Source organism: Deinococcus koreensis (assembly GCF_002901445.1).
Taxonomy (GTDB): Bacteria; Deinococcota; Deinococci; order Deinococcales; family Deinococcaceae; genus Deinococcus; species Deinococcus koreensis.
The window spans coordinates 234,930-249,782 of the sequence record NZ_PPPD01000002.1 but is presented as its reverse complement, the minus strand read 5'-3'; the positions used below and the strand labels follow the sequence as shown (position 1 = coordinate 249,782).

General features: G+C 70.2%; 12 protein-coding genes. 4 read left to right on the top strand and 8 right to left on the bottom strand.

Annotated features, from left to right (window positions below):
- Window positions 1-71 precede the first annotated feature (71 nt).
- The 4 genes from CVO96_RS17615 to CVO96_RS17600 all read left to right on the top strand — a co-directional run bounded on the left by CVO96_RS17615 (window position 72) and on the right by CVO96_RS17600 (window position 4,495).
- Window positions 72-932, top strand: coding sequence for an ABC transporter permease (locus CVO96_RS17615; protein ID WP_103313753.1), 861 nt, complete (start codon window positions 72-74; stop codon window positions 930-932).
- Window position 933: 1 nt separating this feature from the next.
- Window positions 934-1,854: an ABC transporter permease gene (locus CVO96_RS17610; protein WP_103313752.1), complete on the top strand. Its 921-nt coding sequence runs from the start codon at window positions 934-936 to the stop codon at window positions 1,852-1,854.
- A 61-nt stretch (window positions 1,855-1,915) separates the two neighbouring features.
- Window positions 1,916-3,544, top strand: a complete 1,629-nt coding sequence (locus CVO96_RS17605) for an ABC transporter substrate-binding protein (RefSeq protein WP_165795414.1) — start codon at window positions 1,916-1,918, stop codon at window positions 3,542-3,544.
- A gap of 24 nt (window positions 3,545-3,568) precedes the next feature.
- Entirely contained in the window at window positions 3,569-4,495 is a 927-nt protein-coding gene (locus CVO96_RS17600) for an acetamidase/formamidase family protein (protein WP_103313751.1), read from the top strand.
- Window positions 4,496-4,562: 67 nt separating this feature from the next.
- On the opposite strand, the gene CVO96_RS17595 is transcribed toward CVO96_RS17600, so the two are convergent.
- The 8 genes from CVO96_RS17595 to CVO96_RS17560 form a co-directional block, all read right to left on the bottom strand.
- Complete coding sequence (locus CVO96_RS17595) at window positions 4,563-5,564, bottom strand: glycoside hydrolase family 130 protein (protein ID WP_103313750.1); 1,002 nt, start codon at window positions 5,562-5,564, stop codon at window positions 4,563-4,565.
- 391 nt (window positions 5,565-5,955) lie between these two features.
- On the bottom strand, window positions 5,956-6,762 hold the full coding sequence (locus CVO96_RS17590) for a hypothetical protein (protein WP_133161839.1): 807 nt from the start codon (window positions 6,760-6,762) through the stop codon (window positions 5,956-5,958).
- A gap of 596 nt (window positions 6,763-7,358) precedes the next feature.
- A complete protein-coding gene (locus CVO96_RS17585; RefSeq protein ID WP_207795369.1) occupies window positions 7,359-8,426 on the bottom strand; it encodes a glycosyltransferase family 4 protein in 1,068 nt (355 codons plus the stop codon).
- 4 nt (window positions 8,427-8,430) lie between these two features.
- Window positions 8,431-10,641, bottom strand: coding sequence for a glycosyltransferase family 4 protein (locus CVO96_RS17580; protein ID WP_103313748.1), 2,211 nt, complete (start codon window positions 10,639-10,641; stop codon window positions 8,431-8,433).
- Between the two features lie 237 nt (window positions 10,642-10,878).
- Window positions 10,879-11,895 carry a serine hydrolase domain-containing protein gene (locus CVO96_RS17575; RefSeq protein ID WP_243398487.1) on the bottom strand — a complete coding sequence of 339 codons (1,017 nt, stop codon included), beginning with the start codon at window positions 11,893-11,895 and terminating at the stop codon, window positions 10,879-10,881.
- The gene (murQ, locus tag CVO96_RS17570; RefSeq protein WP_103313747.1) at window positions 11,892-12,803 is read right to left on the bottom strand and encodes an N-acetylmuramic acid 6-phosphate etherase; all 912 of its coding nucleotides are present in this window, start codon (window positions 12,801-12,803) and stop codon (window positions 11,892-11,894) included. The genes CVO96_RS17575 and murQ overlap by 4 nt, the downstream gene beginning before the upstream one ends.
- Complete coding sequence (locus CVO96_RS17565; protein WP_103313746.1) at window positions 12,800-13,999, bottom strand: anhydro-N-acetylmuramic acid kinase; 1,200 nt, start codon at window positions 13,997-13,999, stop codon at window positions 12,800-12,802. Before CVO96_RS17565 ends, murQ begins: the two co-directional genes overlap by 4 nt.
- Window positions 13,996-14,772, bottom strand: coding sequence for a GntR family transcriptional regulator (locus CVO96_RS17560; protein WP_243398486.1), 777 nt, complete (start codon window positions 14,770-14,772; stop codon window positions 13,996-13,998). The genes CVO96_RS17565 and CVO96_RS17560 overlap by 4 nt, the downstream gene beginning before the upstream one ends.
- Between the last annotated feature and the right edge of the window lie 81 nt (window positions 14,773-14,853).

The following is a 14,853-nucleotide window of genomic DNA, read 5'->3' as shown; positions in this document are numbered from 1 at the left end:
TGTGAGCTGTGCAGCCCGAGGCTTCTGGCGTCTCCCCTCTCCAGCGCGGCCAGCCATTGACGGCGCTCCCCGTGACCGCCGCCGCCCCCACCAGCCGGGCGGCCCGGCGCTTCCGGCGCAACCGCGCGGCGTGGCTGGGGCTGGGCATCTGCCTGCTGGCCATCCTGGCCGCCCTGCTCGCTCCCTGGGTGGCGCCGCACGACCCGAACACGCAGTTCCCCGATGGCCTGTCGCTGGAGGGCGCTCCCCGTGCGCCGGACGGGACGTACCTGCTGGGCACCGACCTGCTGGGCCGCGACCTGCTCTCGCGGATCGTCTGGGGAGCGCGGGCCTCGCTCACGGTGGGCTTCGTGGCGAACGGCGTCGCGGTCGTCCTGGGGGTGCTGATCGGGGCGCTGGGGGCCACCCTGCGCGGCTGGGCGGGCACGCTGGTGATGCGCTTCACGGACGTGATGCTGGCCTTCCCGGTGCTGCTGCTGGCGATCGCGCTGACGGCCATCCTGACGCCCAGCCTGTGGATCGTGGCGCTGGTGATCGCGCTGCTGAACTGGGTGCCCATCGCGCGGGTGGTGTACGGGCAGGTGCTGGCCCTGCGCGAGCGCGAGTTCGTGGAAGCGGCGCACGCGCTGGGCGCGACCCCCGGCTGGGTCATGTGGCGCCACCTGCTGCCCCACCTGATCCCCACCGCGCTGGTGTGGGGCTCCCTGGGCGTGGGCACGACCGTGCTGCTGGAGGCCAGCCTGAGCTTCCTGGGGGTGGGCGTGCAGCCACCGACGCCCAGCTGGGGCGGGATCATCAACGAGTCGCAGAGCTACCTGACGGTGGCGCCCTGGCTGGTGCTGGCGCCCGGCGCGGCCATCCTGCTCACCTCGCTGGGCTTCAACCTGCTGGGCGAGGGCCTGCGCGACGCCCTCGACCCCCGGGGGACGTGAGGTGCTGGGCTTCGCGCTGGGCCGCCTTCTCCAGGCGCTGGGCGTGCTGCTGGTGGCCTCCTTCCTGACCTTCACCCTGGTGTTCCTGCTGCCCGCCGACCCGGCCCGCATGGTGGCGGGGCCCAGCGCCAGTGTGCAGACGGTGAACTCGATCCGCCGCGAGCTGGGGCTGGATCGGCCCTTCCTGGCGCAGTACGCGGGCTACCTGGGCCGCCTGACCGGGCTCGACCTGGGGCGCAGCTACAAGCAGAACTCGCCGGTGCGCGACCTGATCGCCTCGCGGATCGGGCCGACCTTCCAGCTCATGCTGGGGGCGATCGCGCTGGAACTGCTGATCGGCCTTCCCCTCGGTATTTGGGCCGCCCTGAAACGCGGACGCTGGCCCGACACGCTGGTCATGGGGCTGGCCTTCATCGGCGCCGCCACGCCGCAGTTCTGGCTGGCGCTGAGCCTGGTGTACCTGCTGGCCTACCGCTTCGCCCTCTTTCCGCTGGGCGGCTACGGGGGGCTCTCGCACCTGATCCTGCCCGCGCTGACGCTGGGCATCGGGGGAGCCGGCTGGTACGCCCGGATGCTGCGCGCCAGCCTGCTGGACGTCCTCGATCAGGACTACATCCGCACCGCCCGCGCCAAGGGGCAGCGCCCGGCCGGGGTGCTGGTGGGCCACGCCCTGCGCAACGCCACGCTGCCGGTGATCACCATGATCGGGCTGGACATCGGCACCTTCATGGGCGGCGTGGTGGTCGTGGAAAGCGTGTTCGGCTGGCCGGGGCTCGGGCGGCTGGTCTGGGACGCCATCCGGGTGGTCGATATCCCGGTGATCGTGGGCGTGGTGATCTTCAGCGCCGCCGTGATCACGCTCGCCAACCTGCTCGCCGACCTCGTGCACCCCTTCGTCGATCCGCGCATCCGCTACCGCTGAAGGCATTCCTTCGTCCACTTGAGTTAACGTTGAAGGGTTCCCACTGTTCCCGGAGGTTGTCATGAGACGAACCATTCCCCGCGCCGTTCCCGCCGCCCTGCTGATGAGCCTTTCCCTGGCCGCCACGCAGACCGCCTCTGCCCAGACCCCGGCCCGTGGCGGCTCCATCGTGGTGTCCTACAAGGACGACGTGACCACGCTCGACCCGGCCATCGGCTACGACTACCAGAACTGGCCCATCGAGAAGATGGTCTTCGACGGCCTGCTGGACTACGCGCCGGGCGGCACCACGCTGCAGCCGCGTCTGGCGGCGAAGATGCCCACGGTGAGCAAAGATGGCCTGACCTACACCTTCACCCTGCGCCCCGGCGTGAAGTTCCACAACGGCCGCGAACTCGTCGCCGACGACGTGGTGTACACGCTGACCCGCGTCCTCGACCCCAAGACCAAGAGCCCGGGGCAGAGCTTCTACACCGGCATCAAGGGCGCGCAGGCCTTCGTGGACGGCAAGGCGAAGACGGTCAGCGGCCTCAAGGCCAGCGGCAAATACGGCCTGAGCATCACCCTGGAGGCGCCCAACGCCGCGTTCCTTAACATCATGGCGATGAACTTCGCCTACGTGGTGCCCAAGGAGGAGGTGGCGAAAGCCGGGGGCGATTTCGGGCACAAGCCCGTGGGCAGCGGGCCGTTTACGCTCAGCAAGTGGGTCAGCGGACAGTCGCTGGAGTTCAAGCGCAACCCCGCGTACTTCTACAACTCGCTCCCCTACCTCGACGGGGTGACCATCAAGGTCGGCCTCGACCCCTCCGTGGCCTTCCTGAGCCTCACGCGCGGCGAGGTCGATCTGCTGGGCGACGGCATTCCGCCCGCGCAGTTCCTGCAGGTCGTGAAAGACCCGCGCTACAGGGCCAATATTCTCAACAAGACGAGCGTGAACACCTCGTACCTGTCCCTGAACACCCAGGTGAAGCCGCTAAGCGACGTGCGGGTGCGTCAGGCCATCAACATGGCCATCGACAAGACCAAGCTGGTGCGGATCATCAACGGCCGCGCGCAGGTCGCCAAGACCTACCTGCCGCCGCTGATGCCGGGTTACGACGCGGGGGCCAAGGGGTACGCCTTCGACCCGGCCGGGGCGCGCAAGCTGCTGGCGGCCGCAGGTCTGTCGAAGGGCTTCGACACCGTGCTGTACACCAACTCCACCGACCCGAACCCGCGCCTCGCGCAGAGCATCCAGCAGGATCTGGCGGCGGTGGGCATCCGCGCCTCCATCAAGAGCCAGGCGCAGAGCACCGTGATCGAGGCGGCAGGTACCAAGGGGGCGGCGCCGATGGTCTGGTCCGGCGGCATGGCCTGGACGCAGGACTACCCCGATCCCAGCGACTTCTACTGGCCCATCCTGAGCTGCCGGAGCGCGGTGAGCGGCGGCTGGAACTGGCCCTGGTACTGCGACAAGGCGCTGGACGCCCGCGCCGACAAGGCCGACCGCATGGTGGCGCCGGGGCAGCAGGCCGCCCGCCTGAACGAGTACAAAGCCATCTTCGCCGCGCTGGACAAGCAGGCGGTCTGGGTGCCGATCTACCACGAGGTGCGCCACGTGATGCATTCGGACAAGCTGGTGGGCACGGCGGCCGATCTGCTCGACCCGATCCACTTCATCTCCTACGAGCGGCTCTCGGTCAAGAAGTGAGAGTGCCGTGTTGAAGGTAAAGCTGTGACCCCGCGCATTTCCACCATCCACCACCACCACTTCGGCTGGAACAATGCCCTGCCCCCGCAGCACACCGCCCAGCCGGGCGAGGCGCTGGAGTTCGTGATCCAGGACGCCAGCGGCGGGCAGATCGGGCCCGGCAGCACCGCCGCCGACGTGGCCGCCTTCGACTTCGCGCGCACCAACCCGGTGACCGGCCCGGTCTACATCGACGGCGCCCAGCCCGGCGACGTGCTCGTGGTGGACATCCTCGACTTCCAGGAGGGCGACTGGGGCTGGACGAGCCTGATCCCGGGCTTCGGCCTGCTCGCGGCCGACTTCACCGACCCGTGGCTGCACCTGAGCCGCTACGACCGAGCACACGTGCAGTTCACGCCGGAGATCCGGATCCCCACCCGGCCCTTTCCCGGCACCATCGGCGTGGCGCTGGCGGAACGCGGGCTGCATTCGGTCGTGCCGCCCCGCCGGGTGGGCGGCAACCTCGACATCCGCGACCTGACGCGGGGCGCAAGGCTCTACCTGCCGGTGGAAGTCGAGGGCGCGCTGTTCAGCGTGGGCGACACGCACGCCTGCCAGGGCGACGGCGAGGTCTGTGGCACGGCGGTGGAAACCAGCATGACGGTGCAGCTGCGCTTCGATCTGCGCAAGGGAATGTCTCTTCCGGGGCCGCAGTTCGAGCTGCCTGCCAGCGTCCAGCCTGAAGCGGCGGGCGGCCACTACGCCACCACCGGCATCGGCCCCGACCTCTTCCTGGCCGCGCAGGACGCCATCCGCGCCATGATCGACCACCTGGGGCGGGAGTACGCTCTGAGCCCCGAGCTGGCCTACGCCCTGTGCAGCGTGGCCGTGAACCTGAAAGTCAGCGAACTGGTGGATCAGCCCAACTGGGTGGTGAGCGCCTACCTGCCGACGGGCATCTTCGGGCGCTGAGGAACGGCGAGTCCCCATCCTCGGTACGCCCAAGGATGGGGACTCGCTTTGCTGAAGATTCGCCAGATCAGTCGGCGGGCACGGCGTCCGACGTGGGGGCCGGCGCGGCTTCCGGCACCGACGAGTTCTCGCGCAGCCAGGCCAGCAGCTGCCGGATGCTGGCGTGCGCCAGACCGATGCTGGTGTCCGCCTGACCGTAGTACACGTTCAGGGTGTCGCCGTCGTCCTGCAGGGTGGTGCCGCAGGGGAAGACCACGTTGTTCACGTCGCCCACCCGCTCGGCCAGGTCGCGCGGCCCGAAGCACCAGGGATCGGAGCGGCGGATCAGCTGGTCGGGCCGCTCCAGATCGAACAGTGCCAGACCGTTGCGGTAGAGCACGCCGCTGCCGGTGCGCTTGACGCCGTGGTAGATCACCAGCCAGCCTTCGGGCGTCTCGATGGGAGGGGCGGACATGCCGACCTTGTTGGCGTCCCACCACGCGCCCTGGCGGGCCTCGAGGATGGTGCGGGTGTCGCCGAAGTGCCGCAGGTTCTCGCTGTACGAGAGGTTCATGTTGGCGCTGACATGGGTCACGGGCCGGTGGATGGCGGCCCACTGGCCGTCAAAGCGGCGCGGGAAGAGCGCGGCGTCCTTGTCCTCGGGGGGGAAGATCAGGCCGCGGCGTTCGAACGTCCGGAAGTCCTCGGTCAGCGCCAGGGCCACGCCGGGGCCGTTGCGGCAGTAGGCGGTGTACAGCACGCCGTAGCGGCCCTCCTCGGGCAGCCAGGTGATGCGCGGGTCTTCGATGCCCCACTCTTCCTCAGGGTGGTCGGGGTGGGGCGACAGGGTGGGCTCGGGATCGATCTGCCACGCACTCACCCCGTCGCGCGAGCGGGCGGCCGTGAGGTGCGAGAGGCCCCGGAAGTCCTCCACGCGGCACAACAGCAGGGTGGTGCCGTCCTGCAGGCGGGTGGCGCCGGCATTGAAGACCGAGTTGGCCGGGTAGGGCCAGTGGGCGGCCGAGAGGATGGGATTGTCGTCCGTCCGGTGGAACAGTACCGGGGAGCGTTTACGACCGGGAAGCGTCATGCCTCACGGTACCCCACCGGGCATGGGGATTCCTTGAGAACACCTCGGCTCAGGCGGTGAGATCAGGGCCGCCCCCCTAGGCTGATGTTCGCGGAGGAGGACGCGGGCTACGACACCTGTCTCATTCAGACGGTATCGCCCTCCGGAACAGCCAGCACAGCGCCGGACATGCCTTTCCTGCCGCACTCGCCGAGTCCAGACCACTACAGGCCGTCGGTATTCCTGCCCTTCTTCGCCGCCCGGTGAGTCCCTCTGTCTCGGATTGCTTCCGGACACAGCACGGACGGCATCCAGACTCGGGTCAGGTTGAACCAGTCACGACCGTCCGTCAGCATGAGTCGTTTGGTCATGAGCCGGCAGGCCCCAACAGCTCTCCTCGTGTCGTCTGGAATCAGGGTCTGCCGTTCTGCAGACCGAAGTCAAACCTGACGCCGGCCAAATGCGTGCGCATGTACTCCAGCAAGGCTGAGATGAGGAGGATGACCCCAGTCACCTCCAGGATTTCCTCCACCACGATCATGGTTCGGATCACATTGTTCTCCACGCCATACTTCGCAGCTATGGGCCCTTCCAGCATCTCAAAGCCAAGTGCCCCGCCCACGTAAAGGGCTCCAGCCAGCAGAATTAGTAAACGCGTCCTAGATGGAAGATGCAGGAGGAACCGTGCTGTGGAAGAGAACACGACCACGCAAAACACGGCGTAGGGAAGCACCCAGGCATGGTGGAGAATGCCTTGCGTGGCCTCTGCGCCGAGGGCGTCCCGAATGAACACCACGGTGCGTTCATGGAGCATCGCAAATTCATCCACTGCCAGGTAGGCGAAGACCCAGGCCAGACCTCGCCAGACCCGTGCGTATACATCCTGGCGTTTGGCGGAGGCGATTAGGGCGAACAGACCGGCAGCACTGACCAGGAGGCCGGCAGAGAATGCGGCCGCAAGGTTGGATTCGCCGCCGGGATCGGTCAATCCTGCCAGCAGGTCGCGCCCAGGGAAATCAGGTCGACTCAGAGACCATTGACCAACGATGCCCAGGAGGATCAGAACCAGGGCGGTAAGACTCAAACCACGAACAATTCTCCTGGCATTCAGCAACGTCATGACGTGTGATGCGACCAGCTGGGAATCCGGGCCCTCTGAGATCGGATCCGAACCTGGTTGATCGGAGGCTATAGCGCTGGTGACCATTTGAGTCGTCATGGTTCTCCTCACGCACGCTCCAGGTAGCACTCGGAGGATCAACACGCTGTAAGCGCCATCAGGTCAGGCCATTGTGAGCGGACTGTCAGGTGTTTTCATCATTAGCTCAAAGCAGCAGGAACATGTCAAGCAAACCTGACCCAACCTGACAGGGGCATCCCCTGACGATGAGCAATGCCTAAAGGGCATGCCATTGAGCTGACAGGTGAATGGGCTGCCTCCGAACCACCGCTGAGAGCACTTGTCCGAACGACACCATCAGATAAGGTGCGTCCGCTACTTCCAAGCGCCCCGATGATCGGTGAAAGTCACCTGTTCCACTCGGTCACCACGCCTATGACAAGTGCCTGACCTTCACGGTGCCGGAACAGGCAGTCAGCCGGGTTGGGCGACGCCCAGGGTCACGGCTTCACAGGCAGAGATAGATGGCGCTGATCGTCGCCTGTTGGATACGGGAACACGCCACTGCTCTCCGGCCGATCGCCAGGAGCAGGTGTCCGTCGTCAGAAGGTGGCCAGAGCCTATCCGTCGTGCGGTAGCGATGAATCTACCAGCTCAGATGGGGAAGGCCCTGTGGCAACGGCTGCGGCAGATCGTCAGGTCAACAGCCTTTGATAGACCTGCAGGTAGCCCTCCACCATGCGCGGCACGCTGAAGGTCTCGGCGTGGGCGCGCACGGCGGCGCGGTTCAAACGACCAACGCTGCGAACCGCCTGCACTGCCCCCGCCTCGTCCGGCACGATCTCGCCGCTGACGCCGGGCACGATCAGTTCCCCCATGCTGCCCCTTCCATACGCGATCACGGGGGTACCGCAGGCCATCGCCTCCAGCACCGACAGGCCGAAGGGTTCGTCGAAGTGGATCAGGTGGAGCAGGGCCACGGCGCCGCCCAGCAGCGAATCCCGCTGTTCGGGCCCCACCGAGCCCAGATAGGTCACGTCCGGCCCCAGGTGCGGAGCGACCTCGCGGTCGAAGTACCCCTGATCCTGGATGATGCCCGCCAGGCGCAGCGGCAGGCCCGCCGCCCGCGCCACCCGGATGGCGTCGGCCGCGCCCTTGTCGCGGTGCATCCGGCCCAGGAAGACGAGGTAGGGGGGCTCATCCGGCTGGGAGCGGAAGGTGAACTCGGAAAAGTCGATGCCGTGGTAGACGGTCGCCCGGTAGGGCAGCGCCGGGTGCCGGTCGGCCTCGGAGATGGCGACGAAGTGCAGCCGGTCTTTGTAGGCCGTGTAGGCGGGGAGGATGGCCTCGCCCGAAAAGCCGTGGATGGTCGTGACCGTGGGGGTCTCCACCAGCGAGGCGAACATCAGCGGCAGGAAGTCCGCGTGGTTGTGCATGACGTCCACGAACCCCGCCTCACCGAAGGCGTGCGCGAGGTGCAGCCCTTCCCAGACCTTGACGTCCATGCCCGGCGTCTCCTCGTACGGCGTGGGCACCACCGCGCTGAGGCGGCCCCCGGTGCGGGAATCCTGGGTCGCGAAGAGGGTCACCTCCACGCCCGCAGCCACCAGGCCCTCGGCCAGCAGCGAGACCACCCGCTCCCAGGGGCCGTAATGCCGGGGGGGCACCCGCCAGGCGATGGGCGCCAGCAGCCCGACCCTCAGCGGGCGGTCTTCACGGGGATGGCGGGACAGCGGGTGGATGGTGACGGCGCGCTCAGGCACCGGACTAGTCACCGGTCAGCGTCCGGGCGCTCGGGGCACTCTGGGCGGCGTTCAGGTCGGCCACGCTCTGCCACAGCGCCAGGGTGCTCTCCGCCCCCTCGTTCATGTTCAGTCGCTCACGGTGCAGCCCGTCGCGGCAGCCGCCGCTGGCCGCGTCGTACAGGGGCTGCCGCAGAGGATTCGAGCCCAGCAGCCAGTCCACCGCGCGGCGGGCCAGCTCCAGCCAGTGCTCGTTTCCCGTAGCGTAGAAGGCCTCCAGATCGGCGGCGACCGTGGCGTGTACCTCGATGGGCTGGCCGTCCCACAGAGGCCGGGCCTCGCCAGCGCGGTAGACGCGCTCGCTGCCCACCGGCCAGAAGGTGCCGTGGGGGCCCGTCTGCACCGTCTCCAGCCAGCTCAGCGCCTCCAGGCCCAGGGCCACGTCGGCAGGCCGGCCATAGGCGCGGCCGTAGGCGATCAGGCCGTGCGGCAGTTTGGCGTTCGAATAGCTCAGGTAGGGCTCGAACCAGGGCCACTCGGGGGAGGCGTGGGCCGCGTGCAGCCGCCGCAGGTTGGCGGCGTAGGCGTGGGCCAGGGCGTCAAGGTCGGCGTGGGGGCCGCCGTGCTCGCGGTGGGCGGCCAGGGCGATCAGGGCGATGGCCTGGGCGCGGGGGCTCTCCAGGCCGTGCAGAGCGGGCCAGGCGTGCCCCAGCAGCTCACGCGCGGCGCCGCGCAGGCCGGCGTCCGTCAGTCCCTCCGCCGCGATCACCAGCGCCCGCACGGCGCGGGCCTGGGCGTTCTCGGAGCCGCGGGCCTCCAGCCAGCGCCGGTCGTAGGACATGAAATTACGGAAGAAGCCGTCGGCGTCCAGCGCGTGGTGCAGGAAGGTCAGCGCCCGGCGTGCCAGCAGCGGGGCGTGGGGCTCGTCGGGGCAGGCCGCCGCCAGCATCAGCGCGCGGGCGTTGTCGTCGGTCGTGTAGCCCTCATGCGGATTGGGCAGGGTGAAGGTCGCGTGCTGGAACACGCCGGTATCGTCGGAGAGGGCCGCCACGTGCCGCAGGGTCACGCTGGGCAGGGCGGGGGCAGGCAGGGTCAGGGTCACGGCGCGGGCGGTCTCGCCGAACACGTCCAGATACTGCGCGCCGATGCTGGGCCAGCTCATGTGGCGGCCGTACTCCAGGGCGCGGGCCTCGAGCGCCGCGCGCCCGGCCGGGTCGCCCAGCAGCCGGCAGAGCACGGCTCCCAGCGCCGCCTCGTCCCGGAAGGGCACGAGTTCGCCGCGGCCCTGGGCGAGCAGTTCCTCGGCGTGCCAGTACGGCGTGCTGACCACGGCCTTGCCGTTGCCCAGCGCGTAGGCCAGCGTTCCGGAGGTGATCTGCTCGCGGTTGAGGTACGGCGTGAGGTAGATGTCGGCGGCAGCGATGAAGCGCCCGAGTTCCTCCAGGCTGGCGAAGCGGTTCTCGAAGCGCACGTTGCCGCTGACCCCGAGCGACTCGGCCAGCGCCATCAGCCCCTCGCGGTAGGCCTCGCCCTCGCGGGCGCGCAGATGCGGGTGGGTGGCGCCCAGGATCAGGTAGGTGAGATCCGGGTGATCCCGCACCACGGCCGGCAGCGCCCGGATGGCCGTCTCCAGCCCTTTATTGGGCGAGAGCAGCCCGAAGGTGAGGATGACCTGACGGCCCTGGAGGCCCAGCCTGGCCTTCTCCTCGTCGCGGTCGTGGATCAGCAGCGGCACGCCGTGGTGGATGAACTCGATCTTGCCGGCCGGCACACCCTGGGCGGTCAGGAAGGACACGGCCCGCTCGCTCATCACGACCAGGCGCTCGCTGAGCACCGTGAGTTCCTCGACCACCGCGCGCTGCTCGGGCGAATACTCCTCCAGCACGGTATGGAGGGTGGTCACCACCGGCGCCTCCAGGGCCCGCAGCAGGCCCAGCAGGTAGCTGCCCGCCGGCCCGCCGAAGATCCCGAACTCGTGCTGCACGCACACGACGTCCACGTTCATGGCGTTGATGGCCGCGGCGGCGCGCAGATAATCCGGGTGGTCGTGCTGATCGATGCTCAGCACCACGCGCCCAGGGTACTCGTAGGCCTGGCCGTCGTTCATGGCCGCGACCCGCACGTCCAGAGCGGGCTGGGCGGCCAGCAGGGCGTCGGCGAGGTCGGCGGTGAAGGTGGCGATACCGCATTGACGCGGCGTGTGGTTCCCCAGGATCAGGACACGTCGGATGGTCATGGTTGTCCCCCAAAGTCCAGTTCAACTCTGCACATCAGCTCTTGAACTGAAGCGATAGGGGCATTGTGCTCTTCTTCACGCCCCGGCGGCTGAACCCTGGGTCAAGAAAGCTGACCACAGGGACAGGAAGCCTTGGGCCAGCCTTCACAAAGCAGTCGCCCTTTCAATGTGGGGGTCAACGGTGTCTAGGGGTCGCGCTGCGTCCGGGTGCCTGGAGCGGCTGCCTGTCGCTGGGCGTCATCCTTGGGCGGCCAGCAGGGTGTTGCCCACCGCCCGCCGCAGGCCCTGGATATCGAAAGTGCCGTGCCGGCTCGGATGCACCCGGTTGGTGAGCAGCACCCAGGCCAGCCCACGGCGGGGATCGACCCACAGGCCCGTGCCGGTGAAGCCGGTGTGCCCCAGCGTTTCCGGACTGCACAGGCTGCCCCCGCTCCAGCCGGGCTGGGCCTGCACGAAGGCCAGGGTGCGTCCCGGGGCGGCGGGGCGCACGGCCGCCTCCTGTGCGGCGGCCGACAGCCAGCCGCCGCGCAGGATCCGTTCCGCCTGATTCATCACGCCGTCCAGGGTGCCGAAGAGGCCCGCGTGCCCGGCCACGCCGCCCAGCGCCGCCGCGTTCTCGTCGTGGGTCTCGCCGCGCAGCGTCCGCTCCCGCCAGAGACAGCGTTCGGTCGCCACGCTGGCCTCCGGGGGCGGGGTGAAGCTCAGGCCGTCCTCCAGCGCGAACTCCCGCAGCGCCCGGCCATGCACCCGCTCCAGCACGCGGCCCAGCAGCAGATACCCGAGATCCGAATACGTGACCTCGCCGGGCGGCTGCAGGTCCCACGCTTCCTGCAGCAGCCTCGAGCGGATGGTGGCGGCGTCGCCCCAGGTGTAGAGCGGGGCCCAGGCGGGCAGGCCCGCCGTGTGGGTCAGCAGCTGGCGCAGGGTGCGCGCCCTCAGGGCGGAATCCTGCATCCAGGCCAGCTCGGGCAGGTGCGTCTCCAGAGGATCGTCCAGGTCGAGCTGCCCCGCCTCGGCGGCGCGCAGGATCGAGCGCGCCGTGAACAGCGGCTTGGTCAGGCTCGCCAGATCCCACCAGTGGCCGCCTTCCAGGGGCACCACGTCGGGCTCGCGCTGCGCGAGGCCCAGGGTCAGGGTCTGCCGCTGGCCCGCGGCGTCCACGACGCCCAGCGCGGCGCCGGGCAGCCCCCCGGAGGCGACCGCGCCCTCCAGGAGGGCGTGGGTGCGGCGCGGGATCAGCGCCCCTTCCCTCACCGCTCCTCCTGTCCCGCCCGGATCAGGGCGGCGCGGGCGTGTCCCCCCTCGGCCTCCAGGCACCGGCTGGCCTGCCCGGCATCCACGTGCAGCAGCAGCATGACGATGGCAGTCTTGACGTGCCCGCCGGCCGCCGAGAGCGCCGTCCCGGCCGCCTGGTCGTCGGCGCCGGTGGCGTGCTGCACCAGCCGCAGGGCGCGGCCCTGGAGTTTCTCGTTGCTGGCCCGCATGTCCACCATCAGGTTGCCGTAGACCTTGCCCAGCCGCACCATCAGCGCGCTGGACAGGGTGTTCAGGGCGATCTTCTGGGCGGTGCCGGCCTTCAGCCGGGTGCTGCCGGAGATGACCTCCGGGCCGGTGTCCAGCAGCACGCCGATGTCGGCCAGCGTGAGCAGCGGCGTGTCCGGGTTGTTGGACAGGCCGACCGTCAGGGCGCCCTGCGCCCGCGCACAGCGCACGGCGCCCAGCACATACGGGGTGGTGCCGCTGGCCGCGACCGCCAGCAGCACGTCGTTTCCGCCCACCCCGGCGCTCAGCACATCGGCCTCCCCGGCCGGCGCGTCGTCCTCGGCGCCCTCGATGGCCTGGCGGATGGCGCGCTCGCCGCCGGCGATGAGGGGCACCGCCCGCTCGGGGGGCCAGGAGAAGGTGGGGGTCAGCTCGGTGGCGTCCAGCACGCCCAGGCGCCCGCTGGTGCCGGCGCCCGCGTAGACCAGCCGGCCGCCGCGCTGCAGGCCGGGCAGGGCGCGCTCGACCGCCAGCGAGAGCGCCGGAGCGGCCTGCTGCACCGCCCGGACGGCCTCCAGCTGATCGCCGGCCAGCACCGCCACCAGGTCGGGCACGCTCAGGCTGTCCAGATCGGCGTGATCCGGGTGAACCGCCTCGGTGCGGCGGGGATCGGCTTTCACGGGCGCCCCGCGCTGTCCACACCCAGGGGCGCGGGGGTCAGCTTGCCGGCGCTGACCGCGTGGCGGGCGCCGGTCGTGTGCGGCAGGGTGTTCGCCCAGCCCTGCGCGTGCGCGTAGCCCAGAAATGCGAAGGCGGCGGCCTCGCGGGTGGCGGGCGTGAAGCCCCGGGTGTCCCAGCCGAGGTCGGAGAAGCTGCGGATGCAAATGGGCCGCAGGCCGCGGGCCAGCTCGGCCATCAGCGCAGGGTTCAGGGCGCCGCCGCCCGCCACCACGAGTTCATCGGGCTGGGCCGGCAGGAAGGCGTGCAACGCCAGCGCCACGCTGCGGGCGGTGAAGGCGGTGGCGGTGGCGGCCAGATCGGGGAGAGACAGCGCGGCCGGGGGCTCCAGCCGCTGCAGGTTCCAGACCTCGCGGCCGGTGGCCTTGGGGGGCGGCTGACGGAATTCGGGATGCGCTAGCCAGCGCTCCAGCGTCGCCTCGTCCACCCGCCCGGCGGCGGCGAGCCGGCCGCCCTCGTCGCGCTCCAGTCCGGCGCGGGCGGCCACCTCGTCGATCAGGCAGTTGGCGGGGCCGGTGTCGAAGGCCTGCACGCCGGCCGGGTCGAGGCCCGGCAGCACGGTCAGGTTGGCGATGCCGCCCAGGTTCAGCAGGGCGCGCGTCACGCCCCCTTGCGCGAACAACGCCCAGTCCGCGAAGGGCACCAGGGGAGCGCCCACCCCGCCAGCGGCGATATCCGCCGGCCGAAAATCCGCCACCACCGCCCTGCCGGTCACTTCGGCGATCACCGCCGCCTCGCCCAGCTGCAGGGTGGCGGGCCGCGCCCAGCCACGCCCCGGGGTCACCGTAGGGTGGTGCTGCACGGTCTGACCGTGGGAGGCGATCAGGTCGGCGCGGGGGGCCAGGGGCCGGGCGGCCTGCGCCAGTTCCTCGCCCAGCCGCCAGTGGAGCTGGGTGAGGGCGGCGCTGTCCAGCTCGCCGCGCATGGCCGCCAGCACGCTCGCCCGCAGGTCGGCGGGGTAGGGCCGGAACGATCTCTCCACCACCCGGCCACGCGGGGGGCCGGGGGGCAGCTCGGGGAAGGGCGCACCCGAACCCAGCGCCGGCCAGCCCGGCAGCTCCAGCAGCGCGGCGTCGATGCCGTCGGCGCTGGTGCCGCTCATCAGGCCCAGGATGCGGGGGGCACGCCCGGGCGTCATGCGTCCTGGTCTCCCTGCAGCTCCATCACGAAGTCGAAGCGGTCGCCCCGGTAGTGCGCGCGGGCGTACTCGATGGGCTGCGCCCCGGCCGTCCACGACACCCGCTCGGTGGTCAGCAGGGCGGCCCCCACCGCCACGCCCAGCAGCCCGGCCAGCCCCAGGTCGGCGTTCACGGCCCGCAGGTGGCGGATGGCGCGCTGGGGCTCCACCCGGCGCGAGCGCAGCAGGGCGTACAGGCTGGAGTCGGTCACGTCCCCGATCTCCAGCGGCCCGACCAGGGCGGCGGGCAGGGTGCTCTCCTCGATGGCCAGCGGCTCGCCGTCGGCGGTTCGCAGGCGCCGCACCCGGTAGACGGTCTCGGCGGGCGAGAGGGCCAGGCTCAGGGCCTCGTGCGCGCTGGGGCGCCCGCGCTCGAAGGAGAGCACGCGGGCGCCGGGCGTCTGACCGCGCGAGCGCACGTCGTCGGAGAAAGACGACAGCAGGCCCAGCGGGCGGCTGGGCATCTCGCCGGGCAGCGCGGGCGGCGTGACGAAGGTGCCGCTGCCGTGCTTGCGCTGCAGCAGGCCCTGTTTTTCCAGCAGCGCCAGCGCCTGGCGCACCGTGACCCGCGAGATGTGCAGGTGCGTGGCCAGATCGCGCTCGGCCGGCAGGGCGCTGCCCCGGCGCAGCTCGCCGTTCTCGATGCGGCGCTGCAGCTCCTGGGCGACCTGAACATAGACGGGCGTGGCGCTCCCCGAGTCGATGGGGATGGCCCAGGCAGGCGTGGAGGACATTGCCCCGACCATACCACTTCCAGTCCTGTGGGGGAAAGACTTGCCAGTGGCTCTCAAGTGGTATTACTCTGGAAGGGTACG